The sequence below is a fragment of the Actinotalea sp. JY-7876 genome (assembly GCF_014042015.1).
Lineage (GTDB): Bacteria > Actinomycetota > Actinomycetes > Actinomycetales > Cellulomonadaceae > Actinotalea.
The window spans coordinates 2269830-2293050 of the sequence record NZ_CP059493.1; the positions used below are offsets into that span (position 1 = coordinate 2269830).

Here is a 23221-nt window from a genome sequence, read left to right on the forward strand (position 1 = left end):
ATGGACGCGCTCGACCTCGTCCTCGTGCTCGTCGCCGGCGTGCTCGCCGGCACCGTCAACACCGTGGTGGGTGCCGGCACGCTCCTGACCTTCCCCCTCCTGGTGGGGCTGGGGGTGCCGCCGCTCACGGCGAACGTCTCGAACACCGTGGGCCTGCTGCCCGCATCGGTCGCGGGCGCGTGGGGGTACCGCCGCGAGCTCGCGGGCGCCTGGGGCGTCGTCGCGCGGATGGCTGTCCTCTCGGCCGTCGGCGGCGTGCTCGGCGCCCTCCTGCTGCTCGTCGCCCCGGCCGACTCGTTCACCGCCGTCGTGCCGTGGCTGCTCGTCCTGGCGGCGGTGCTCGCGGCCGCGCAGCCGCGCGTCGCCGCCGTCGTCCGGCGTCGGGCCGCGGCGCGGGCGGCCGCCGACGCACCACCCGGGACGGCGCAGGTCCCCAACGCGACCCACACGACGCTCCCGCTGACGCTCGGGCTCGCCGTCGGCGTCGGCGCGACCGGGGTCTACGGCGGCTACTTCGGGGCCGCCCAGGGCGTCGTGCTGCTCGCGCTGCTCGGCATCGGCTGGACGACCGACCTGCACCGGGCGAACGGCGCCAAGAACGTGCTCGCGGGGGTGGCGAACCTCGTCTCCGCGACCGTGTTCGTCGTCGGCGGTCTGGTCGACTGGCGCATCGCGGGACTCGTCGCGGTGGGGTCCGCGATCGGCGGGGTCCTCGGAGCCCGCGTCGGGCGGCGTCTTCCGCCGACGCTGCTGCGCGGGCTCATCGTCGTCGTCGCGCTGGCGGCCGCCGTCACGCTGTGGGTGCGCGGCTGACGGAGACCGTCCCGCGGAGCCGGCGGACGGCTCGGACCGGGGCCGCGAGCAGCGACGTGACGGCGGCTCAGACGCCGAGCAGCGCCGGGACCTCGTCCAGGGACCGCACGACGACCACGCCCGCCTCCCGGGCGGCCGCGACGCCGGCGTCGGGCACCTCGGTGCGACGCGGTCCCGGCCGGTCCACCCAGACGCCGAGCAGCCCCGCGGCGACCGCGGCGCGCGCGTCGACGTCGAGCTCGTCCCCGACGTACGCCGTCCGTCCGGGCGCGGTCCCGAGCCGGCGGCACGCCTCGGCGAAGACGCGCGGGTCCGGCTTGCCGAAGCCGAGCGTGTCGACGCCGACCAGCACGGGGACGTCGGCGAGCAGCCCGACGCGCTCGAGCTTGCTCGCCTGGTAGGCGACCGCGGCGTTCGACAGCGCGCCGACGGCGACGCCCGCAGACAGCAGTCGGTCGACGGTCCCGCGCGCGTCGGGGTGCGCCGCCCAGGCCCCCGTGAAGCCCGCCTCGAACACCGCGGCCCAGGCCGCGTACGCGGCGTCGTCGAGCTCCGGGCCGCCGAAGCGGCGGTGCAGCTCGTTGGCGCGCACCATCCGCTGCGCGGCGTAGCCGAGCTCCCCGCGCGTGTACCGCGCGTAGTGGCCGCCGGCGTCGGCGCGCCACGTCGCGAGGAGGTCGGCGTGCTGCTCGGGGCGCACGTGCGGCAGGTAGCGCTCGGCCACGGCGGCCAGCGCGGCGCCGAACGCCGCGCGCGTGTCGACGAGCGTGTCGTCGATGTCGAAGAGGACGCCGTCGACGCGGCGGCCGGCGTCGGGACGCGGCGCCTCGCCCGTCACAGGGTCGAGCGCAGCGCCGCGAGGCGGGCGAGGGTGGACGCGCGGCCGAGGATCTCCATGGACTCGAACAGCGGCGGCGAGACGCGGCGGCCGGACACGGCGACGCGCAGCGGTGTGAACGCGAAGCGCGGCTTGATGCCGAGGCCCTCGACGAGCGCGGCGGTGAGCGCCTCCTGCGTCGCGGCCGTCGTGAAGCCGTCGTCGGGCAGCGCCTCGAGTGCGGCGGTGGCCGCGTCGAGCACCTGGGCGGCGTCGTCGCGCAGCGCGGCGCGCGCGTCGTCCTCGACCTCCAGGGCGGCGTCGTCGACGAACAGGAAGCCCAGCATGCCGACGGCCTCGCCGAGCAGGGTCATGCGCTCCTGCACCAGGGGCGCCGCGACGTCCAGGACCCTGCGCTCGGCGTCGGTGAGCGCGTCGTACGACGCCGCGGAGACCCGCCCCGCCGCGTGGAGGTAGGGCACCACGCGCGCGCGGAAGTCCTCGGGCGCGAGCATCCGCAGGTGCGTGGCGTTGATGGCCTCGGCCTTCTTGAGGTCGAAGCGGGCCGGGTTCGGGTTGACGTCGGCGACGTCGAAGGCCGCGACCATCTCCTCGACCGTGAAGATGTCGTGGTCCGGCGCGATCGACCAGCCCAGCAGCGCGAGGTAGTTGAGCAGGCCCTCGGGCGTGAAGCCCCGCTCGCGGTGCAGGAAGAGGCTGGACTCGGGGTCCCGCTTGGAGAGCTTCTTGTTGCCCTCCCCCATGACGTACGGCAGGTGGCCGTAGACCGGCTCCACCTGCGCGACGCCGATCGCCGTGAGCGCGCGGTACAGCACCACCTGGCGCGGGGTCGAGGACAGCAGGTCCTCGCCGCGCAGGACGTGCGTGATGCCCATGAGCGCGTCGTCGACCGGATTGGTCAGGGTGTAGAGCGGCTGACCGTTGCCGCGCACGATGACGAAGTCGGGTACGGAGCCGGCCTTGAAGGTCAGCTCGCCACGGATGAGGTCGGTGAACGTGACGTCGTCCTCGGGCATCCGGATGCGCAGCACGGCCTCACGGCCCTCCGCGCGGTAGGCCGCCTTCTGCTCCTCGGTGAGGTCGCGGTCGAAGCCGTCGTAGCCGAGCTTGGGGTCGCGCCCGGCCGCGCGGTGGCGGGCCTCGACCTCCTCGGGCGTCGAGAAGGACTCGTAGGCGTAGCCGGCCTCGAGCAGGCGGCGCGCGACGTCGGCGTAGACGTCCATCCGCTGCGACTGGCGGTACGGCTCGTGGGGTCCGCCGACCTCGACGCCCTCGTCCCAGTCCATACCGAGCCAGCGCAGCGCGTCGAGCAGCTGCTGGTAGCTCTCCTCGCTGTCGCGCGCGGCGTCCGTGTCCTCGATCCGGAAGACGAACGTGCCGCCGGTGTGCCGCGCGTACGCCCAGTTGAACAGGGCCGTGCGGATCAGCCCGACGTGCGGCGTGCCGGTCGGCGACGGGCAGAACCGGACGCGGACGTCCGATCCGGAGGCGGTGGAGGACGGGGCGGACGGCATTGCGAGGTTCTCAGGCATGGTGGTGCCAGCCTAGTCGCGCGGGTCGGCCGGCCCCCGCGCCGCAGGTGCGCAGACCGTGTCGGTGGTCGTCCGTAGTGTGCCGGTATGTCCAGTCCCCCGCCCTTCCCGGCCGCGCCACCGGCGCCCGCCGCGGTCGACGCGCGCGCCTGGACGGCGCGGCACCCGCTCGCCGCCGCGCTGATGGCGGCGGCGCCCGGTCCGGAGCTCGCCGCCGACGTCGCCGCGCTCGAGCCCGCCGACCTCGACGACGCCGCGCTCGTCGAGGCCGTCGCGGCGTGGGAACGAGTGGTGTCGTGGGCGTCGGGTCGCCAGGCTCGCGTGCTGGCGGAGCTCGCGCGCCGCCGCGTCGGCGAGCGGGCCGACCACCTGGGCGACGAGGTCGCCGCGCGGCTGTGCACGACCCGTGCCGTCGCGCAGGCCACGGTGGGGTTCGCCCTCGGGCTCGAGCGCCTGCCCGCCGTGGCGGACGCGCTGGACCGCGGGGACGTCGACGTCCGGCGCGCCGCGCTGCTCGCTGACGAGCTGGGCCGCCTGCCGGACGACGTCGCCCGCGACCTCGCGGAGCACCTGATGCCCACGGCCGTCACCTCGACGGTGCCGCGGCTGCGGGCCGCGCTCCGGCGGATGGAGCTGCTGCGCGACCCCGACGCCGCCGTGGTCAGGCACCGCCGCGCGTGCGAGGAACGGCGGGTCGAGCTGCTCCCCGCCCCCGACGCGATGGCATGGGTCAGCGCCTTCCTCCCCGCGCCCGACGCAGTGGCCCTCCACACGACCCTGACCGTCCTGGCAGAGCAGCAGGACCGTGACGAGGACCGGCGGACGCTCGACCAGCGCCGCGCCGACGCGCTCGTCGACCTCGCCACCCGCTGGCTCGACGCCGGCACGCACCCGGCCGGGACGCCGCTGCGGACGCGGCAGGGCAGGCGGCCTCACCTGACCATCACCGCGACCGCGGAGTCGCTGCTCGGCCTCACGGACGCGCCGGCGGTCCTCGACGGCTACGGCGTCGTCCCCGGCGGTCTCGCGCGGCGGATCGCGGCGGGCTCGACGTGGGAGCCGCTCCTGGTCCGGGCGGGCAGTGGTGAACCGCTCGCCCGGTCGTCCCGCCGGTACCGGCCGACGACGTCGCTGCGCGACGCCGTGGTCGAACGGGACCGGACCTGCACGTTCATCGGCTGCCGCATGCCCGCGGAGCGGTGCGACGTCGACCACGTCGAGCCCTACGACCCGGCGGGTCCGGACGACCAGACGAGGATCGAGAACCTGCAGGCCCTCTGCCGCCACCACCACCGGGCGAAGACCCACGGCGGGTGGCAGGTCCGCCGCGAGGACGCGACGGATCCCGGCGCGGGAGCGAGCGTGCCCGCCGCCACAGGCTCAGCGGCGAGCGGCACGGTCGCGGCGGGCGGCACCGTCGCGGCCGGCGGCACCGTCGCGGCCGGCGGCACGGTGTGGACGTCGCCGACGGGTCACATGTACCGCCGTCCGCCGGAGCACCCGCCGCCCGAGGACGGCTGGATCCACCTGCAGGCGGTCCCGGGCGAGTCGGAGGCCTGGGGGCCGGAGGAGCCAGAACCTCCGCCGCCGTTCTGACGCCGTCGCCGGCAGGCCACGAGCCCGCGACGGCTGCCAGACTCCTCGGGGTGACACGCGACGTGACGTCCTCCACCGAGGCGGTCGTGCGGCAGGTGTGGGCCGGGCGGCTGCGGACCACGCCTCGGACACTCGAGACGGCCGGACCGGTGTTCATCGAGCGGCCCGACCTGACCGCAGCGGTGGTGGTCCGGCTCCGCGGGACGATCGCGGTCGCGGCGCCCGAGGGTGCCCTCTCCCTCCTGCGGCACCTGGAGTCGCCGCAGCTGCTCGACGTCGCCGCCCTGCTCGGCGCGTTGGAGCCCGCGCGGCCGAGCCTGCTCGGGGCCGCCTCACTGTCCTTCGCCGATCGCGGCACGGTGTCGCGGGGCGGGGAGGGCACCGCTCGGGCAGCCACCGGGGCCGAGATCGCGGCGGTCCTCTGCCGGTGCTCCGCGGCCGAGGTGGAGGAGAGCGGTCTGGCCCGCATGAGCACGCGGTGCGTGGTTCACGCTGACACGGGGGCGCCCGCCGCCGCGGCGGGCTACGAGACCTGGGGCAGCGCCCTGGCCCACCTCGGCGTCGCGGTCGCCGACGGCTCCCGCGGCCGAGGTCTCGGCGCTCAGGCGGCCGCCGCGGCCACGCTGCACGCCCTCGGCGCCGGCCTGGTGCCGCAGTGGCGTTGCCGCGTGGACAACGTCGCGTCGGCGCGCGTGGCGGAGAGCGTCGGGTTCGTCCGCCTCGGTGACCAGGTCGCGATCGACCTGGCCCCGTCGCCGTAGCGGCGGCTCAGTCCCGGCGGACGACCGGGTTGCGCAGGACGCCGATCTCCTCGACCTCGACCTCGACCACGTCGCCGTGCACGACCGGTCCCACACCGGCCGGGGTGCCGGTGAGGATGACGTCGCCGGGCAGCAGCGTGAACGCCTCGGACACGTACGACACGAGCGTCGCGACGTCGAAGATCAGCTGCGACGTGCGCCCGTCCTGCCGCGTCTCGCCGTTGACCCGCGCGCGCACGGCGAGGTCGTCGACGTCGAGCCCTGGGACGATCCACGGCCCGAGCGGGCACGAGGAGTCGAAGCCCTTGGCGCGCGCCCACTGCCCGTCGGTGCGCTGGGCGTCACGCGCGGTGACGTCGTTGGCCACGGTGAAGCCGAAGACCTGGTCCAGCGCGCGCTCGGGCGTGACGTCCTTGGTCACCTTGCCGATCACGACGGCCAGCTCGGCCTCGTGGTGGATCTCCTGCGACCACGGCGGCAGCACGATCGGGTCGTCGGGCCCGACCACGCTGGTGTTCGGCTTGAGGAACAGCAGCGGGGACGTGGGGACGTCGTTGCCCATCTCGGCGGCGTGCTCGGCGTAGTTGCGCCCGACTCCGATGATCTTCGACCTGGGGATGACCGGCGCGAGCAGCCGCACGTCGTCGCGCGACAGCGGCACGCGCTCGCCGGTGGGCTGCACCGGCATGTAGATGGGGTCGCCGGAGATGACGACGAGCTCCTCGGAGCCCGCCTCGCCGTCGACCAGGGCGTAGCGGGGATCCCCGCCGGTCGTGAACCTCGCGATGCGCACGGCGCCACCCTAGCCGCGGGGCCTACGCTCTCGCTGTGCAGCGCATCGTCGCGGTCGACCTCCTGCGGGGCCTCGCGGTCCTGGGCATGTTCGCGGCGCACGTGGGCGACGCCGAGGGCCCGTGGTGGTCGGCGTCGGGCTGGCTGGGCGTCGCCGACGGACGCTCGGCCGCCACCTTCGCGCTCCTGGCGGGCGTCTCGGCAGCGCTCCTGAGCGGCGGCCCGCGCCCGCACGTCGGCGCGCGCCGACGGCACGCCGTGGTCCGCGTCCTGGCCCGCGCCCTGCTGCTGTGGCCCCTGGGCGCGGTCATGATCGCCCTGGGCACGCCGGTCGCGGTGATCCTGCCGACGTACGCGGTGATGTTCGCGCTGGTCTCGCTCGCGCTCGGGTGGCGCCGCCGGACGCTGCTCGCCGTCGCGGGCCTCCTCGTCGTCCTCGGGCCGGTGGTCTGGGTCTACGCGCGCGCGGCGACCGCGACGTCGTTCGTGCTCGGGACCCCGCAACCGCTCGACGTGCTCGTCGGCGCCCACTACCCCGCCGTCGTGTGGATGGCGTACCTGCTCGTCGGCGTGGCGCTCGGCCGCACGGACCTCGCCGCCGACGGCGCCGCCCCGCGCCTGGCCCTCACGGGCCTCGCCGCGGCGGTGGTCGGGTACGGCGTCGGCGCGCTCGGCTCGGCGCGGATCGCGCCGCAGCACACCGTGCGCCGCGCGCTGCTCGCCGTCGAGCCGCACGCCAACTCGGCGCCCGAGGTCGTCGGCAACATCGGCGTCTCGCTCCTCCTGCTCGCCGGCTGCCTGGTGGTCTCCCGGTACGGCTCCCGCCTCGCGGCGCCGCTCGCGGCGACCGGTGCGCTCGCGCTCACCGCGTACTGCGCCCAGCTCGTCGCGATCGCCGTCCTCGGTGACGGCGTGGTGTGGAACGCGAGCAACGTGACTCTCGCGGCCTTCGTCCTCGTCACGCTCGCGACGACGTGGGCCTGGCGCGCGACGCTCGGCCGCGGCCCGCTCGAACGTCTGCTCCACGAGTGGTCCACCGTCGTCGCCGACACCCTCGTGCCCGCGGGACGCAGGCTCGTGGGCGTCCCGGCCGGCACGCCGCCCCCGCCCCCACCGCCCGTTGTGACGGGCGCACCCCGGTGAGCGCCTACGACGGGACGCGCGCCAGGACCCAGCCGTGGAGCACGGCGAACCAGCCGTCCTCGGCCTCACCCCAGGCGCGCCACGCGTCGGCGAGGACCTCCAGGGCGACGTCGTCCGCGAGGCCGTAGGCCACCGCCTGCTCGGCGAACGCCGAGGCCGTCACGCGCTCGGCCCAGACGCCGGACCACCACACGCGCTCCTCCGGGCTCGAGTAGCACCACGCGTCGGCGCCGCTCGTCACCAGCTCGGGGGCGAAGCCGGACGCGTGCGCCCAGGACAGGAGCCGGCGGCCGGCGTCCGCCTCGGTCCGGTTGGCGTCGGTGACCTCGTGGTAGAGCGCGAGCCACTCGTCGAGGCCGGCGCTCAGCGGGTACCAGGTCATGGCGGAGTAGTCGGCGTCGCGCACGGCGACCACGCCTCCCGGGCGCGTCACGCGGCGCATCTCGCGCAGGGCGCTGACGGGGTCGGACAGGTGCTGGAGCACCTGGTGCGCGTGCACGACGTCGAACGCGTCGTCGTCGAACGGGAGGGCCATGGCGTCGCCGGTGCGGAACTCCACGTTGGGCAGGTCCCCCGCCGCCTCGCGCGCGAGCTCGATGACGGCGGCCGACGTGTCGACGCCGACGACGCGCCCCGGGGCCACGCGCCGCGCGAGGTCGATCGTCACGGTGCCCGGGCCGCAGCCGACGTCCAGCACGCTCTGCCCGGCGCCGAGGGCCGGCACGAGGTAGGCCGCCGAGTTCTCGACGGTCCGCCAGCGGTGCGACCGCAGCACGCTCTCGTGGTGACCATGGGTGTACACGTCGGCGCTCACGCCGTCCATTCACCCGCACCCGCGCCGGTGTATCAAGTTTCGGGACGTCCCGTCTCGGATGGCGGCCGTGGGGCCCGTCAGCGCGGGACCGACGCCAGGCCGACGTCGACCCCGCGGTTCGCGAGCGCGTCGGCGCGCTCGTTCCCCGGGTCGCCGGCGTGGCCCTTGACCCAGACCCACGTCACGTCGTGGCCGCGGACCTCCTCGTCCAGGGCCTGCCACAGGTCCTTGTTCTTCACCGGCGTCCTCGACCCGGTCATCCAGCCGTTGCGCTTCCAGCCCGGCAGCCAGCGCGTCATGCCGTGCATGACGTAGGTGGAGTCCACGTGCAGCGTCACGGCGCACCGGCGGGTGAGCGCGCGCAGGCCCTCGATGACCGCGGTGAGCTCCATGCGGTTGTTCGTCGTCTCCGGCTCGCCGCCGCACAGCTCGCGCTCCCGCTCGCCCGAACGCATCCAGGCGCCCCAGCCGCCCGGTCCGGGGTTGCCCTTGCACGCACCGTCGGTCCACATCTCGACGACGGTCAGGGGCGGCGGCGCGCTGGGCATGCGCACACCCTAGGCGCGCTCAGGGCCACGGCCGGAGCTCGGGCAGCGGCACGGCGACGCCGTCCCGCTCGGCCGCGACAGGACCGGCGGGCTCACGCCCGGCGAGCCAGAGCACGAGGTCGTCGGCCGTCCCGCGGACGGTGACCACCGCGCCGTCGGCAGCGCCGACCGTGCGGCGCTCGGCGGGCCGGTCCGTCGCCGCGAGGTCGAGCCGGACGCCGTCGGGGACGCGGTCCGCGAGGTAGTCCACCAGGTGCGCGCGCAGGCCCGTGGTCCACGCCGCGGTGGTCAGCCCGGGCAGGTCAAGGTCGACGGCGTGCACCTCGGCCTCGCGCCACCACATCGTCAGGACGGCGCTGACGGGCCGGTCGCGGTACCCGGTGGTGACGTCCAGCACGTCCGGCCCGACGGCCGCGAGCGCCGTCTCGAGGCGCTCGAGCGCCGCGCGCAGCTGCTCGCGATGCTCGCCGGCACCGGCCCGCGCGCCGAGCTCGATCGCGGCGTCGCGCCCGGCGCGGCCGCCGTCGTAGAAGTCGACGCGCTCCGTCCCGGCGACGGCGTGCTCGAGCTGGCGGGCCGCTCCGCCGGCGACGCCGACCAGGTGGGCCAGCACGTGGCCGCGCGTCCAGCCCGGCAGGCGCGACGGGGCGCGGACGTCGTCGTCGGTGAGCTGGTCCACGGCAGCGAGGAGCCGCTGGTCGGTGCCGCGGATGTCGTCGAGGAGCAGGGCGAGGTCCGTCATGGCACCCATCCCAGGCGAGCGTGGACCGGCGCGCAAGGCCGGGGCGCGGCGCCACGGCCGCCACCTACGCTGGAGCCGTGCTCACGACCACACCGACCGTGCTGGCGCGCGAGGCCTGGGACGGCCTCGCACGAGCCCACGCCGACCGCGCCGACGCGCTGACCGCGGCCCGGCGCGCCCGCCGCGCCGCGGGCACGAAGGACGCCGTCGAGGACTTCCTCTACGACTACTACGGCGTGACGCCCGCCCGGCTGCGGCGGTGGCACCCGGGCGCCGGCGTGGGCCTCGAGACGGCCGGCGAGGCGCCGCCGCACGCGACGTGGCGCTGGTACGCGACCACGGACGGCGTCGTCCGCCTCGACGTGCGCGCCTGGCTCGCCGAGCGCGGGGACACCGTGCGCTACGTCCACCGCCTCCTCGCGGCGACGGCCGGGCGACCGGTCTACACCGGCTGCCTCGGCCTGCACGAGTGGGCGATGGTCTACCGGCAGCCCGACCAGGAGCGGCGCCACGGGCTGCCCCTGCGCCTCGGCGCGTCCGGCACGGACGCCGTGGTCGAGCAGCACCCGGTGCGCTGCTCGCACATCGACGCCTTCCGCTTCTTCACGCCCGAGGCGGTCCCCCGCAACGAGCTGCGACCGACGCGCGAGACCCAGGTCGACCTCGACCAGCCCGGCTGCCTGCACGTCAACATGGACTGCCTCAAGTGGGCGCTCAAGCTCGGCCCGGCCGTCCCGGGCGAGCTCCTCCTGGACTGCTTCGGGCTCGCGGCGGAGATCCGGGTCCTGGACATGCGCGCGTCGCCGTACGACGTCTCCTCGCTCGGCCACTCGGCCGTCCCCATCGAGACGCCCGAGGGCAAGCGGACCTACGTCGCGGCCCAGCGCGAGCTCGCCGAGCGGGCCGCCGTCCTGCGGTCCCGGCTCGTGGCCGTGTGCGCGGACGTGCTCGGGCCCTGAGGCCACGCGCACCGGTGCGCCGCGCGCCTGCGACGATGGACGGGTGAGCCACACCGCGCTTGAGGCGCCCGCCGTCAGCCCGCCGCGCCTGGTGGACCGCCTGCCCGCCGACGCCGACCCGGACGCGCTCTACGAGGCGTTCACCGGCTGGGCGGAGGACCACGGCTTCGAGCTCTACCCGGCCCAGCAGGAGGCCGTGCTCGAGCTGGTCACCGGCTCGCACGTGATCCTCGCGACGCCGACGGGCTCGGGGAAGTCGCTCGTCGCCATGGCGGCGCACTTCGTCGCCCTCGCCCAGGGGCGCCGCACCTTCTACACGGCGCCGCTCAAGGCCCTGGTGAGCGAGAAGTTCTTCGCGCTCGTGGCGGCCTTCGGCGCCGAGAACGTCGGCATGATGACCGGCGACAGCAGCGTGAACCCCGGCGCGCCGATCATCTGCTGCACCGCGGAGATCCTCGCCAACATCGCGCTGCGCACCGGCGGCGAGCGCACCGGCGACCCGCTCGCCGACGCGCTGCCCGACGACGACCCGGCCGTCCCGGGCGACGACGCCGTCGGGCAGGTCGTCATGGACGAGTTCCACTTCTACGCCGACCCGCAGCGCGGGTGGGCGTGGCAGGTGCCCCTGCTCGAGCTGCCCCGCACGCAGTTCCTGCTCATGTCCGCCACCCTGGGTGACGTCAGCTTCTTCGTCGACGACCTCGAGCGGCGCACGGGCACGCCGGTGGCCGCCGTGACGAGCAGCGAGCGGCCGGTGCCGCTGACGTTCTCCTACGTCGTGGAGCCGCTGCACGAGGTCGTGGAGGAGCTCGTCACGACCCGGCGCGCGCCCGTCTACCTCGTGCACTTCACGCAGGCCGCGGCCGCCGAGCAGGCGCAGGCGCTGCTCTCCACCACCGTGGCGTCCCGCGCGCAGCGCGACGCGATCGCGGCCGAGCTGGGCGACTTCCGCTTCGGCACGGGCTTCGGCAAGACGCTGTCCCGGCTCCTGCGGCACGGCGTGGGCGTGCACCACGCGGGCATGCTGCCGCGCTACCGGCGGGTGGTGGAGCGGCTCACGCAGCAGGGCCTGCTTACGGTCGTGTGCGGCACCGACACCCTCGGCGTCGGCATCAACGTCCCGATCCGGACCGTGGTGCTCACGTCGCTCGTCAAGTACGACGGCACCCGGATGCGGCACCTCAGCGCGCGGGAGTTCCACCAGATCGCGGGCCGCGCCGGCCGCGCCGGGTACGACACGCTCGGCGAGGTGCTGGTCATGGCGCCGGAGCACGTCATCGAGAACCGCAAGCTGCTGGCCAAGGCCGGGGACGACCCGAAGAAGCTCAAGAAGATCGTGCGGAAGAAGGCGCCCGAGGGCGCCGTCAACTGGACGGACAAGACGTTCGAGCGGCTGCGCGACGCCGACCCCGAGCCGCTGACCTCGAGCTTCACCGTGACCCACGCGATGGTGCTCAACGTCCTGGCGCGGCGCGGGGACCCGGTCGCGGCCATGACGCGCCTGCTGCGCGAGAACCACGAGCCCGAGGCGGCCAAGGGCCGGCACGTGCGCCAGGCGGTCGCCGTCTACCGCTCGCTGCGCGCGGCGGGCGTCGTCGAGCGCGTCACCCTGCCGGACGGGCGCCGCACCGTGCGGCTCACGGTCGACGTCCCGCCGGACTTCGCGCTCAACCAGGCGCTGTCGCCGTTCGCCTACGCCGCGCTCGACGTCCTGGACCGCGAGTCGCCCACCTACGCCCTCGACGTCCTGTCCGTCATCGAGTCCACGCTCGACGACCCCCGCCAGGTGCTCATGGCGCAGGAGCGCAAGGCCCGCGGGGAGGCGATCGGCGCGATGAAGGCCGAGGGCTACGACTACGACGAGCGCATGGCGGCGCTCGAGGACGTCAGCTACCCCAAGCCGCTCGCCGAGGTGCTCGAGGCGACCTTCGCGATCTACCGGCAGACCAACCCGTGGGTCGCGGACCACGAGATCTCCCCCAAGTCGGTGGTGCGGGACATGGCCGAGCGCGCCATGACCTTCACGGAGTACGTGTCCGTCTACGGGCTCGAGCGCACCGAGGGCGTGCTGCTGCGCTACCTCGCCGACGCCTACCGCGCCGTGCGGCAGACCGTGCCGGCCGAGCGCCGCGACGAGCAGCTCGAGGACCTGGTGGAGTGGCTCGGGGCCCTCGTGCGCGGCACGGACTCGAGCCTGCTCGACGAGTGGGAGCGCCTGAGCAACCCCGCCGCGGTCGAGGCCGAGGGCGCGGCGCCGACCGAGGTCGCTCCCCCGGCCCTGACGGGCAACGTCCGTGCGCTGCGCGTGCTCGTGCGCAACGCCCTGTTCCGGCGGGTCGAGCTCGTCGCACGGGAGCGCTGGGAGGCGCTCGGCGCGCTGGGCGACGTCGACGCCGACGGCGAGCGGTGGACCGCCGAGCGGTGGCGCGACGCGCTGGACCCCTACTTCGACGAGCACGACGACGTGGGCACGGGTCCGGCCGCGCGCGGCCCGGCGCTGCTGCTCCTCACCGAGGGGGCGACGCGGTGGGAGGTCCGCCAGCTGCTGGACGACCCGGCGGGCGACCACGACTGGCGCATCGACGCTGTCGTCGACCTGGCCGCGAGCGACGAGCGCGGCGAGGTCGCGCTCACGATCACCGCCGCCGGCCGGCTCTGAGGGAGGCGTGATGGCGAGGGCGCGGGTCGAGGCCGTGTCCGTGACGCCCCCGCCGCTGCCCGGCCCGGCGCTGATGCGCCAGGCATGGCTCGACCTGACGTTCGTGCACTGGCGGGTGGACCCGGCCGACGTCGCACCGCTCCTGCCGCCGGGCACGGTGCCCGACGTCCACGACGGCTCGAGCTGGCTCGGCCTGGTGCCCTTCCGCACCTCCGGCGGCGGCCTCGCGCGCGGGCCGGCGGTGCCGTGGCTCGGCGCCTTCGCGGAGACGAACGTCCGCCTGTACTGCGTGGACGTGCGCGGGCGGCGCGGCGTGGTGTTCCGGACGATGGAGGCGGCCCGCCTCGGCTTCGTCCTCGGCGCCCGGTGGACGGCGGGGCTGCCCTACGCCTGGGCCCGGATGCGCGTCGTCGAGCGCGACGGGGTGCTGACCTACACCTCGCGCCGGCGGTGGCCGCGGTCGCCCGCGGCGAGCGCCCGCGTCGTCGTGCGGCCCGGCGCGCCCCGGCCGGCGGGCGACCCGCTGGACGCCTTCCTCACCGCCCGGTGGGCGCTGCACAGCGAGCGCCTGGGCCGCACGCTCTACCTGCGCAACCGGCACGAGCCGTGGCCGCTGCAGGACGCGGAGCTGCTCGCCCTCGACGCGTCGCTGGTCGACGCGTGCGCCCTCCCCGTCGGCCCGCGCCCGCCCGACTCGGTGCTGTTCTCACGCGGGGTCCACGCCGTGTTCGGCCCGCCGTCCACCGCACCGCGGGACCGGTGACGTCGGGGCACCTCGGTACGCTGCGGAGGTGGCCAAGAAGCACGCGCCGACCGGCACGCCCGCGCTCGTCGCGCTGGCGGCGGCGGGCGTGCCGCACACCGCGCACCCGTACGAGCACGACCCGGCGTCCGACGTCGGGTACGGCCTCGAGGCCGCGCAGGCGCTCGGCGTCGAGCCCGAGCGCGTCTTCAAGACGCTCATGGCCGAGGTGGACGGCGAGCTCACCGTCGCCGTCGTCCCCGTGACGGGCCGCCTCGACCTCAAGGCCCTCGCCGCCGCCGTGGGCGGCAAGAAGGCGGTCATGGCCGAGAAGCCGGCCGCCGAGCGCGCCACGGGCTACGTCGTCGGTGGCATCTCGCCGCTCGGCCAGAGGACGGCCCACCCGACCGTCGTCGACGAGACGGTCGAGCTGTTCGACACCGTCTTCGTCTCGGGCGGGCGCCGCGGGCTCGACGTCGAGCTCGCGCCCGCCGACCTCGTGCGGCTCACGGACGCCGTCCTCGCGCCGATCGCGCGCGACTGACCCGCGCCCTCAGCGGGAGCCGAAGGGCCGGTCGGTCTCGACGATCTCCTTGCCCAGCGGCATGAGGGAGACCGGGATCATCTTGAGGTTCGCGATGCCCATCGGGATGCCGATGATCGACACGAAGAGCGGGATCGCCGTCAGGACGTGGCCGATCGCCAGCCAGATGCCGGCCACGACCACCCAGATGACGTTGCCCAGGGCGGACATGACGCCCGCGTCCCGCCGGTCCACGACCGCGCGGCCGAACGGCCACAGCGCGTAGCCGGCGATCCGGAACGAGGCGATGCCGAACGGGATCGTCACGATGAGGACGCAGCAGATGACGCCCGCTACGGCGTAGCCGACGGCGAGCCAGAAGCCGGCGAAGACGAGCCAGATGAGGTTCAGGAGCGTGCGCACGGGTCCACCGTGCCCTATCCGCCGCCGCCATGACATCCGGGACCTCCCTGGTCCCGCCCCTGAGGCTTCCCGTCGCCGGCCGGTCGTCACGGCCTCGGTAGGGTCACGCTGTGCCGCACCCCGTCGCCCAGCGCCTCGCCGTCGTCCGTGATCGCGTGGCGGATGCCGCGCGGGCCGCCGGCCGCGACCCCGCCGACGTGCGGGTGCTCCTCGCGACCAAGACTATGCCGGCCGACGTCGTGCGCGAGGCGGTGCTCGCGGGCGCCGACCTGCTCGGCGAGAACAAGGTCCAGGAGCTCGTCGCGAAGGCACCCGCCCTGGGCGACCTGCGCCCGACGCTGCACGTCATCGGCCGCCTGCAGAGCAACAAGGTCAACCTCGCCCTGCGCTACGCCGACGGCGTGCAGAGCGTCGACGACCTCGGGCTCGCCGAGCGGCTGTCGCGGCGGTGCGAGGTGCTGGACCGGGACCTGGACGTCATGGTGCAGGTCAACGTCTCCGCGGAGCCGACCAAGGCCGGCGTCGCGCCCGATCGCGCGCTGGACCTCGCCGTCGCCGTCGCCGCGCTCCCCCGGCTGCGGCTCACCGGCCTGATGACGATCGGCGCGCACTCGCGCGACGTCGGCCGGGTCGCGGCGGGCTTCGCGCAGCTGCGGGAGCTGCGCGATGCGCTGGTGGCGTCCAGCGCCCCGGGCACCGCGGAGGCCGGCGGGCTGTCCATGGGCATGAGCGGCGACCTCGAGGCCGCGGTCGCCCACGGCGCGACCATCGTGCGCCTCGGCACGGCCGTGTTCGGCGAGCGCCCCCACGCCTGAGCACGACGCGGCCACGCACCCGGCGCGCGCAGCCGCCCACCCGCGCCCCCGCCCACCCCGGAGCGTCTCCGATATCGCTGCGACCGGTGTGGGTGCCCACCGCTAGCGTGGAGGGCCCTCGTGACCGCACGGGTGGCGGGACCAGTGGAGCGTGCAGGTGGCAGCGCAGGTGACGACAGCGGGGCAGACGTCGACCGGGACGGACACCCCCGGCCGGGAGGCGGCCGGGGCGGGTGCGCGCAGCCACGACCGGCCCGGCCCCGCGCCCCTGACCTGGCGCCGGCTCGCCGGACCGGCCTCCACCGCCTCCCTCGTGCTGGCGGTCGTGGCCGCCGTCGGGGAGACGCTGGCCTCCGTCGTGGCCGGACGGCTCGCCGAGTCCCCCACCTCGACGCTCGTCCTGGGGCTCGCGGTCCTGCTGCTCACCGCGACGGTCCTGGACACCTGGGGGCGCACCCTCTTCGCAGCCGTTGTCGGCCGCGCCGAGGGACGCCTGCGCGCCGACCTGCTGGGGGCCGCCCTCGGCCAGCCGCTGCCGGTGCTCGAGGAGCAGGCCGTGGGCGAGCTCATGGACCGGGTCGACGACGACCCCCGCCAGCTCGGGGTCACGCTGAGCCGCACCGGCTGGGCGATGGGCCGTTCGCTGCTGCGCTCGGTCCTCGCGTGGGTGGTCGCCGGGCTCACCTGGTGGCCGGCATGGGTCGCCTTCCCGCTCGTCGCGGCGCTCGTGGTGCTGGTGGCACGCCGGCTCACGCCCGAGCTCGCACGCCGCAAGCTCGCCGAGGAGGTCGCCTGGTCCGACCACTCGGCCCAGCTCGAGGAGGCCGTGACCGGACGCGACGACGTGCGCTCCTCGCTCGGCCAGGCGCACGTCGTGCGGCAGTACGCCGAGCGCGCCAGCGCCGTGCTCTCACGGGTCACCGCCACCTGCCGGGCGTCGGTGGCCGTGACGATGCGCACCGGCCTGCTCCTGCACGCCCTGCTGGCAGGCCTCGCCGTCGCGGGCGTGGCGCTGGTCTCGGGCGGACGACTCGACGTCGCGGCCCTGGTGACCCTGTGGCTGCTGGTGACCACGTTCGTGGGGCAGCTCAACCAGGTCAGCCACCACCTGCCCGAGCTGCAGGCCGGGCTCGGCGCGTTGCAGCGCGTGGGCTCGCTCCTCGAGGCCCCGGCGGAGCACGCCGAGGGGGCACCCGTCCCCGCCGGCCCGCTCGCGCTCGAGATCCGGGGGCTGACCTTCACCTACCCGGGCGGCTTCGCCCTGCAGGACGTGGACCTCACCGTGCCCGCGGGCACGACGTGCGCGCTCGTCGGGCGCACCGGGGCGGGCAAGTCCACGCTCGCCAAGCTGCTCTCACGCGCCGTCGAGCCGCCGCCCGGGACGGTGCTGGTCGGCGGGCAGGACGTCACGACGACCGACCTGGACGGCCTGCGCCGCGCGGTGGGCGTCGTCACCCAGCGCACCGAGATCCTCGCGGCGACCCTGACCGAGAACGTGACCCTGTTCGAGGACGTCCCGCGCGAGCGCGTGCTCGCTGCCCTCGCGGCGCTCGGGCTCGAGGACTGGGTGGCCTCCTTGCCCGACGGCGTCGACACGCGCCTGGGCACCGGGGGCACGACGCTCTCGGCCGGCGAGGAGCAGCTCGTGGCCTTCGCCCGGCTCCTGGTCCGTGACGTCGGCGTCGTGGTGCTCGACGAGGCGACCGCCCGCATGGACCCGCAGACCGAGCACCGCGTCACCCGCGCGTCCGAGCGGCTCCTGGCCGGACGCACCGGCGTGGTCATCGCCCACCGGCTCTCGACGACGCGTCGGTGCGACGCCGTCGCCGTGCTCGACGGCGGCCGGGTGGTCCAGCACGGCCCGCGGGAGGTCGTGGCCGCCGAGCCCGGCCCGTTCCGGGACCTGCTCGCCTCGAGCGGGGAGACCGTCACCGTGACGACCAGCGCCCCGCTGCCCGCGCGGGGTGTGCGCCGCGACCCACGCCCCGTCCCCCAGGCGCCGACCCCACGGCTCGCGCGCACCGTCCTGCGCCTGGTCGCCGCCTACCCGCGATGGGGTGCGGCCGGTGCGGTCGCGTTCCTGGTGGGCTCGCTGGTGGGCGCCTACGGCGTGGTCACCGGGTGGCTGTGGGGCCGCCTGGTCGAGGGCCTCACCCAGGGGGGAACGCCGTGGGCGGAGGCTGCCGGGCTCAGCGCGAGCCTGCTGCTGGCGCCGCTCGTGGTGGCGTTCGCGTTCCGGGTCTACCCGTTGTGGTGGTCGGCGGTGACGCTGCGGATGCGGCTCGCGGTGCTTGTCGGCCAGACCAGCCAGGAGCGCCTCGCCCGGACCCCGCCCGGGGAGGTCACCGCCCGCGCTCTCGACAGCGAACGGCTCGTGCTCTACGCCGACCGCTGGGTGGACGTGGTCAACGGCACCCTGCTCGTGGTGGCCACGTGCGTGGCCGGGCGCAGCCTCCTCGCGGGCGCCGTGCTCGCGGCGGTGCTCGCGGTCTCGGCGCTGGTGTCCGCGCTGGGCGCACCCGTCGCGGGACGCTCGGCACGGGTCGCCGGTGACGAGCGCGCCCGGTTCGGGCGGACCCTGGTCTCGGCGCTCGACGGGGCCCGCGCCGTCAAGCTCGCGGCCGCGACACCGGCGGTCCGGGCCTACCTGGAGCGGGTCGACGCACGCCGGGTCACCGCGTCGGTCCGGGAGCTGCGGGTCCGCTCGCTGCTCGAGGGCGTGCCCGCCGTCCTCGTCCAGCTCGGGATCGTCGCCGCATGGGCCGCGTACCTGACCGGGGTGTGGGACCTGGCGACCGCGCTGCTCGTGAGCACGACGGTCACCGGTTCGGGCTGGTTCGGCACCGTCGCGGGGGCGGCGGTCACCGAGGCGCCCGTGGCACGGCGCTGGCTCCAGGCCACCGGCGCCCTCGCCGGCCGCTCCGACCTCGTCGCGGTGCCGCCCGGGGTCGACCTGGTCCACGGGGCCGCACCCGCGCCGCTGCCCGCGCCGCGGGTCCCGCTGCGCCGGCTCACCCTGGCCGGTCTGGACGCCGTGCACGACGACGGCACCGTCGGTGTGTCAGGGGTCGACCTCACGATCGAGGCGGGTGAGCTGGTGCTCGTCACGGGCCGGGTCGGCGCCGGCAAGTCGAGCCTGCTCGCGGCGCTCGCGGGCCTCGTGGACCACGAGGGCAGCATCCGCTGGAACGACGCCGAGGTGGACGACCCGCAGCTGTTCCTGCGCCCGGGCCAGGTCGCCTACGTCGGCCAGGTGCCGCGCGTGCTCTCGGGCACGTTCGCGGACAACATCAGCCTGGACCACGCCCGTGGGGTGGAGGCCTCGGTCGACGACGCCCGGCTGCGCCGCGACGTCGAGGACGCGGGGGGCCACGGCGCGCTCGTGGGCCACCGGGGCGTACGCCTCTCCGGCGGGCAGGTGCAGCGCCTCGCCCTGGCGCGGGCGCTGGCCACCGAGGCAGAGCTGCTCGTCGCCGACGACGTCTCCTCCGCGCTGGACGCCCGCACCGAGCTCGAGGTCTGGGACGCGCTGCACCGCCGAGGCGTCACGGTCGTGGGTGCGAGCTCGAAGCGCTCGGCGCTCGAGCGCGCGGACCGGGTCGTCGTGCTCGACGAGGGCCGCGTGGCCGCGACCGGCCGCTGGGAGGACCTGGCCGAGGAGTGGGGCCACCTGGCGGGGTGACACGGGCCCGGCAGGTGCCGGGCCCGGGGCTCACGGCACGCGCGCCGTCCACTCCTGCGTCGAGAACTTGGTGCGGGCCAGCTCCTCGGCCCGGGCCCGCTCGGCCGGCGTCACGGCGCCGTCGACCGTCGCGTAGCGGCTGCGGAAGTGCTCCTTGAACGCCTCGATGACGTCGGCGCGGGCCATGCCGGTCTGCGAGCGCAGCGGGTCCACGCGCTTGTTGGCGCTCTTGGTGCCCTTGTCCGACATCTTCTCCCGGCCGATGCGGAGCACCTCGGTCATCTTCGAGGCGTCGATGTCGTAGGCCATCGTCACGTGGTGCAGCACGGCGCCGTTGGCCATGCGCTTCTGCGCCGCGCCCGCGATCTTGCCCGCGGGCGACGCGATGTCGTTGAGCGGCACGTAGGTGGCGTCGATGCCGAGGTCGTGCAGGGCGCCCAGCACCCAGTCGTCCAGGAACGCGTAGGAGCGCTCGAAGCTCAGCCCTTCGACGAGCGAGCCGGGGACGGTGAGGGAGTAGGTGATCGTGTTGCCCGGCTCGATGAACATCGCGCCGCCGCCCGAGATCCGACGCACGACGGTGATGCCATGGCGCTCGGCCCCCTCGGGGTCGACCTCGTTGCGCAGCGACTGGAACGAGCCGATGACGACCGCGGGCGCTCCCCACTCCCAGATCCGCAGGGTCGGCCGACGTCGACCCTCGCCCACCTCCTCGGCGAGGACCTGGTCGAGCGCCATGTGCATCGCGGGCTGCTCGGGGCCCTCGTGGACGACCTCGAACTCGTGGTCCTCCCAGCGTGACGCGTGCCCCAGCGCACGGCGCACGGCGACGGCCACGGCGTCCGCGCTGAAGCCGACCATCGTGACGTCGTCGCCCAGGACGCTCTCGACCACGTGCGTGAGCTGCGCGACCGAGGCCGTCTCGGGCATCCCGAGCAGCGCGCCGTCGATCGACTCGAGCGCCGAGTCCGGCTCGAGGAAGAAGTCCCCGCTCACCGCCGCCCGGCTGATCCGGCCGTCGTCGACCTCGACGTCGACGGCCACGAGCTTCCCACCGGGCACCTTGTACTCTCCGCGCATCCGATCACCTTAGGTCGCGTCCGCGGCGCGTCACGCGCCTGCCGGGCCTCGTTCGCCAGGGGCGGATAGGATCGTTGAAGCCTTAACGATCTGGCGGACGGAGCACCCGTGAACGACGACGAGCGACCCGAGCACTCCCAGGGGGGCCGGTACGCGGTCAAGGGCAGCGACTACCAGCGGGACACCCGGTACCTCACCGACCGCATCACGACCGACGCGCGCGACGGCTGGCCCGTCGAGCCAGGTCGCTACCGCCTGATCGCGGCCCGCGCGTGCCCGTGGGCCAACCGCGCGATCATCGTGCGCCGCCTGCTCGGCCTGGAGGACGCCCTCTCCCTCGGTCTGCCGGGACCCACGCACGACGAGCGCTCCTGGACGTTCGACCTCGACCCGGGCGGCCGCGACCCGGTGCTCGGCATCGAGCGCCTGCAGGAGGCGTTCTTCGCACGCGACCCGGAGTACCCCCGCGGCATCACGGTGCCCGCGATCGTCGACGTGCCGAGCGGCGCGGTCGTGACGAACGACTTCGCGCAGATCACCCTGGACCTGTCGACGCAGTGGACCGCGCACCACCGGGACGGAGCGCCGGACCTGTACCCGGAGCGACTGCGCGCCGAGATCGACGAGGTCGCGCAGCGCGTCTTCACCGAGGTCAACAACGGCGTCTACCGGTGCGGCTTCGCGGGCTCGCAGGAGGCGTACGACGACGCCTACGCGCGCCTGTGGGCCGGGATGGACTGGCTCGAGGAGCGCCTCACCGACCGCCGGTACCTGGTCGGCGACTCGATCACCGAGGCCGACGTGCGCCTGTTCACGACGCTCGTGCGGTTCGACGCGGTCTACCACGGGCACTTCAAGGCGAACCGGAACAAGCTCACGGAGATGCCGGCGCTCTGGGCCTACGCGCGGGACCTGTTCCAGACGCCCGGCTTCGGGGACACGGTGGACTTCGAGCAGATCAAGCGGCACTACTACGTGGTGCACACGGACATCAACCCCACGGGGATCGTGCCCGCGGGCCCGGACCTCACGGGCTGGCTGACCCCGCACGGGCGCGAGGCGCTGGGCGGACGCCCCTTCGGCGACGGCACGCCGCCGGGCCCGGTGCGCGACGGCGAGCGGGTCGAGCCCGCGCACACGCCGCTGCGCTGAGCGCGACGGCGAGCGGGTCAGCCACCGACCAGGCGCAGGCCGCCCCGCTCGTTCGCGCCGTCGACCTCCATCAGGACGCGGTCCCCCACGATCGTCGGGCTCCACGGGTAGGCCTCCTGCCGCACGCCGGCGAGCAGCGCGCCGGTCCGGGCGTCCAGCACGTCCACGACGACCCGCGAGCGGTCCTCGCGCGCGAACCACTCGTGGAGCAGCAGCGGCTGCGGGTAGCGGGACAGCACGACGACGTCCGCCGAGGCCTGGAGCGAGCGCAGGTCCTGCGACCGGATGCCCACGCGCCACCGCTCCTCGCCCTCGGGCGTCCGGCCGATCACGGCGCCGGCCGTGACCTCGAGGACCACGCCGTCCGCGAGGACGTTCACCGGGAGGTCGTCGGGGCCGAAGTCGCCGTACGGGAACGTCCCGCTGGTGAACGCGTACGCCTCCGTGCGGACGGCCCCGTCCTCGAGGTCGACGACGAGCCTGCCCGCGCCGTCGTCCCAGGACTCGAACCAGAACGTGCTCCCCACGAGCGTGCCGGCCGGGAAGGTGAGGTGCTCGGACGGGCGCCAGAGCTCGCAGTCGAACGGCGTCGTCCAGGCCGTGGCCCCGTCCCGTACGAGCTCGACGGAGCAGTCCCCCTCGGTGGTGACCAGCAGGGCGGCGTCGCCGACGAGCACGACCTCGCGTCCTGGCGCCAGCTCCCCGAGCGTGCGGCCGGTGGCCCCGTCGAGCAGCGCCACGCCCCCTGCCTCCGTGCCCGTCGCGACGATGGACGTGGGCGGCAGGCCGGGCGCGGACGAGGCCAGGTCGTCGAACGACGCCACCCACCGGGCGCCCCCGGCGGGAGCGCTCGTCTCCCACGCGGTCCGCCCGTCGGCGACCCGGAGGCCCGTCCAGCTGCACATGCCCTCCGCGAGGCTCACGTGATCGCACGACTCCACGACCAGGACGCCGTCCGCGACGGCGACGGGCCGGAACCGGTTTTTCGTCCACGGGACCGACCACACCTCCGCACCCTGCGCGTCCCGCGCACGGAGCTCCTCGCCGGTGCGGACCAGGACCCGGTCCTCCCCCACGGTCCAGACCAGGCGCCGGTCGGGCTCGTCCGCGACCCAGACGGCGTCGCCGTCGCCGCCGAGCCCGACGAGCTGCGACGACTGGGCGAGCACGGCGACGTCCCCCAGGTGGCCGACGTACTCGGCGTACGACTCCACCCCGCTCACCTCGACCCCCGCCCCGGCGTAGGCCAGGCGGATCCCGAGCCACGGTCCCGCGATGCCCCCGGCCACGACGGCCGCCGCCGCGAGGAGCCCGACGCGCGCGCGGTCCTTCGAGCCGACGACGACCGCCAGGGCCAGGGCGGTGACGACGAGGCCGCCGAGGTAGAGCCCTGTCACCCCCAGGCGCCACCCGACGACGCCCGCGACCACGCCGGCGAGCAGGGCGACCCAGGGACCGCGGTCGTCGCGCACGGAGCGCCAGGCCCGGGTGGCCGGCGAGGGACGCGGCGCGTCGTCCGCGCCCCGTGCCAGGACGCGCCCGTCGTCCGTCGTCGTCACTGTCGCTCCTCGGGTCGGGGCCGGCCGGCGCCGCCCGACCCTAGTGGA

20 protein-coding genes are annotated in these 23221 nt (G+C 75.5%); 11 read left to right on the top strand and 9 right to left on the bottom strand.

Annotated features, from left to right (window positions below):
• The gene (locus H2O74_RS10635) at window positions 1-813 is read left to right on the top strand and encodes a sulfite exporter TauE/SafE family protein (RefSeq protein WP_182111559.1); all 813 of its coding nucleotides are present in this window, start codon (window positions 1-3) and stop codon (window positions 811-813) included.
• Window positions 814-880: 67 nt separating this feature from the next.
• Here the strand turns inward: H2O74_RS10635 and H2O74_RS10640 are convergent, their stop codons facing one another.
• Window positions 881-1651: an HAD family hydrolase gene (locus tag H2O74_RS10640; RefSeq protein ID WP_182111560.1), complete on the bottom strand. Its 771-nt coding sequence runs from the start codon at window positions 1649-1651 to the stop codon at window positions 881-883.
• On the bottom strand, window positions 1648-3183 hold the full coding sequence (gltX, locus tag H2O74_RS10645) for a glutamate--tRNA ligase (protein WP_220457949.1): 1536 nt from the start codon (window positions 3181-3183) through the stop codon (window positions 1648-1650). Before gltX ends, H2O74_RS10640 begins: the two co-directional genes overlap by 4 nt.
• Before the next feature lie 87 nt (window positions 3184-3270).
• Here gltX and H2O74_RS10650 point away from each other — a divergent pair, with 87 nt between their 5' ends.
• Together H2O74_RS10650 and H2O74_RS10655 are read left to right on the top strand one after the other, a co-directional pair.
• Window positions 3271-4779: an HNH endonuclease signature motif containing protein gene (locus tag H2O74_RS10650; protein WP_182111561.1), complete on the top strand. Its 1509-nt coding sequence runs from the start codon at window positions 3271-3273 to the stop codon at window positions 4777-4779.
• A 50-nt stretch (window positions 4780-4829) separates the two neighbouring features.
• A complete protein-coding gene (locus H2O74_RS10655; RefSeq protein WP_182111562.1) occupies window positions 4830-5540 on the top strand; it encodes a GNAT family N-acetyltransferase in 711 nt (236 codons plus the stop codon).
• Window positions 5541-5547: 7 nt separating this feature from the next.
• Here the strand turns inward: H2O74_RS10655 and H2O74_RS10660 are convergent, their stop codons facing one another.
• Window positions 5548-6333, bottom strand: a complete 786-nt coding sequence (locus H2O74_RS10660) for a fumarylacetoacetate hydrolase family protein (protein ID WP_182111563.1) — start codon at window positions 6331-6333, stop codon at window positions 5548-5550.
• Window positions 6334-6368: 35 nt separating this feature from the next.
• Here H2O74_RS10660 and H2O74_RS10665 point away from each other — a divergent pair, with 35 nt between their 5' ends.
• Window positions 6369-7475 (top strand): heparan-alpha-glucosaminide N-acetyltransferase domain-containing protein, encoded by a 1107-nt coding sequence (locus tag H2O74_RS10665; RefSeq protein WP_182111564.1) that lies wholly within the window; start codon window positions 6369-6371, stop codon window positions 7473-7475.
• A gap of 4 nt (window positions 7476-7479) precedes the next feature.
• Here H2O74_RS10665 and H2O74_RS10670 read toward each other — a convergent pair whose 3' ends face one another.
• From H2O74_RS10670 to H2O74_RS10680, 3 genes are all read right to left on the bottom strand, one after another.
• Window positions 7480-8298, bottom strand: a complete 819-nt coding sequence (locus H2O74_RS10670) for a methyltransferase domain-containing protein (protein WP_182111565.1) — start codon at window positions 8296-8298, stop codon at window positions 7480-7482.
• 68 nt (window positions 8299-8366) lie between these two features.
• Window positions 8367-8837, bottom strand: a complete 471-nt coding sequence (gene rnhA / locus H2O74_RS10675) for a ribonuclease HI (protein ID WP_182111566.1) — start codon at window positions 8835-8837, stop codon at window positions 8367-8369.
• Between the two features lie 19 nt (window positions 8838-8856).
• Entirely contained in the window at window positions 8857-9579 is a 723-nt protein-coding gene (locus tag H2O74_RS10680; RefSeq protein ID WP_182111567.1) for a maleylpyruvate isomerase family mycothiol-dependent enzyme, read from the bottom strand.
• 77 nt (window positions 9580-9656) lie between these two features.
• Between H2O74_RS10680 and H2O74_RS10685 the strand changes: the two genes are divergently transcribed.
• The 4 genes from H2O74_RS10685 to ybaK are packed head-to-tail and all read left to right on the top strand — an operon-like array spanning window position 9657 to window position 14483.
• Window positions 9657-10538: a 3-methyladenine DNA glycosylase gene (locus H2O74_RS10685; RefSeq protein WP_182111568.1), complete on the top strand. Its 882-nt coding sequence runs from the start codon at window positions 9657-9659 to the stop codon at window positions 10536-10538.
• Between the two features lie 43 nt (window positions 10539-10581).
• On the top strand, window positions 10582-13197 hold the full coding sequence (locus H2O74_RS10690) for a DEAD/DEAH box helicase (RefSeq protein WP_182111569.1): 2616 nt from the start codon (window positions 10582-10584) through the stop codon (window positions 13195-13197).
• 10 nt (window positions 13198-13207) lie between these two features.
• Entirely contained in the window at window positions 13208-13960 is a 753-nt protein-coding gene (locus H2O74_RS10695) for a YqjF family protein (RefSeq protein ID WP_182111570.1), read from the top strand.
• 28 nt (window positions 13961-13988) lie between these two features.
• A complete protein-coding gene (gene ybaK, locus H2O74_RS10700; protein ID WP_182111571.1) occupies window positions 13989-14483 on the top strand; it encodes a Cys-tRNA(Pro) deacylase in 495 nt (164 codons plus the stop codon).
• 9 nt (window positions 14484-14492) lie between these two features.
• Here the strand turns inward: ybaK and H2O74_RS10705 are convergent, their stop codons facing one another.
• Complete coding sequence (locus tag H2O74_RS10705) at window positions 14493-14885, bottom strand: YccF domain-containing protein (RefSeq protein WP_182111572.1); 393 nt, start codon at window positions 14883-14885, stop codon at window positions 14493-14495.
• A 110-nt stretch (window positions 14886-14995) separates the two neighbouring features.
• On the opposite strand from H2O74_RS10705, the gene H2O74_RS10710 reads away from it, so the two are divergent.
• The gene (locus tag H2O74_RS10710; RefSeq protein WP_182111573.1) at window positions 14996-15700 is read left to right on the top strand and encodes a YggS family pyridoxal phosphate-dependent enzyme; all 705 of its coding nucleotides are present in this window, start codon (window positions 14996-14998) and stop codon (window positions 15698-15700) included.
• A 157-nt stretch (window positions 15701-15857) separates the two neighbouring features.
• Complete coding sequence (locus H2O74_RS10715) at window positions 15858-19382, top strand: ABC transporter ATP-binding protein (RefSeq protein ID WP_255491563.1); 3525 nt, start codon at window positions 15858-15860, stop codon at window positions 19380-19382.
• 30 nt (window positions 19383-19412) lie between these two features.
• Here H2O74_RS10715 and H2O74_RS10720 read toward each other — a convergent pair whose 3' ends face one another.
• On the bottom strand, window positions 19413-20462 hold the full coding sequence (locus H2O74_RS10720) for a biotin/lipoate A/B protein ligase family protein (RefSeq protein ID WP_182111574.1): 1050 nt from the start codon (window positions 20460-20462) through the stop codon (window positions 19413-19415).
• A gap of 108 nt (window positions 20463-20570) precedes the next feature.
• Here H2O74_RS10720 and H2O74_RS10725 point away from each other — a divergent pair, with 108 nt between their 5' ends.
• A complete protein-coding gene (locus tag H2O74_RS10725; protein WP_182111575.1) occupies window positions 20571-21614 on the top strand; it encodes a glutathione S-transferase family protein in 1044 nt (347 codons plus the stop codon).
• Between the two features lie 17 nt (window positions 21615-21631).
• Here H2O74_RS10725 and H2O74_RS10730 read toward each other — a convergent pair whose 3' ends face one another.
• Window positions 21632-23173 carry a hypothetical protein gene (locus H2O74_RS10730; RefSeq protein ID WP_182111576.1) on the bottom strand — a complete coding sequence of 514 codons (1542 nt, stop codon included), beginning with the start codon at window positions 23171-23173 and terminating at the stop codon, window positions 21632-21634.
• Between the last annotated feature and the right edge of the window lie 48 nt (window positions 23174-23221).

Excerpts from the sequence above, each read along its gene's own strand:
- H2O74_RS10650 (WP_182111561.1), top strand. The coding sequence starts at position 3,271 with ATGTCCAGTCCCCCGCCCTTCCCGGCCGCGCCACCGGCGCCCGCCGCG.
- H2O74_RS10720 (WP_182111574.1), bottom strand. The coding sequence starts at position 20,462 with ATGCGCGGAGAGTACAAGGTGCCCGGTGGGAAGCTCGTGGCCGTCGAC.
- H2O74_RS10670 (WP_182111565.1), bottom strand. The coding sequence starts at position 8,298 with ATGGACGGCGTGAGCGCCGACGTGTACACCCATGGTCACCACGAGAGC.
- H2O74_RS10680 (WP_182111567.1), bottom strand. The coding sequence starts at position 9,579 with ATGACGGACCTCGCCCTGCTCCTCGACGACATCCGCGGCACCGACCAG.
- H2O74_RS10635 (WP_182111559.1), top strand. The coding sequence starts at position 1 with ATGGACGCGCTCGACCTCGTCCTCGTGCTCGTCGCCGGCGTGCTCGCC.
- rnhA (WP_182111566.1), bottom strand. The coding sequence starts at position 8,837 with ATGCCCAGCGCGCCGCCGCCCCTGACCGTCGTCGAGATGTGGACCGAC.
- gltX (WP_220457949.1), bottom strand. The coding sequence starts at position 3,183 with ATGCCTGAGAACCTCGCAATGCCGTCCGCCCCGTCCTCCACCGCCTCC.
- H2O74_RS10695 (WP_182111570.1), top strand. The coding sequence starts at position 13,208 with ATGGCGAGGGCGCGGGTCGAGGCCGTGTCCGTGACGCCCCCGCCGCTG.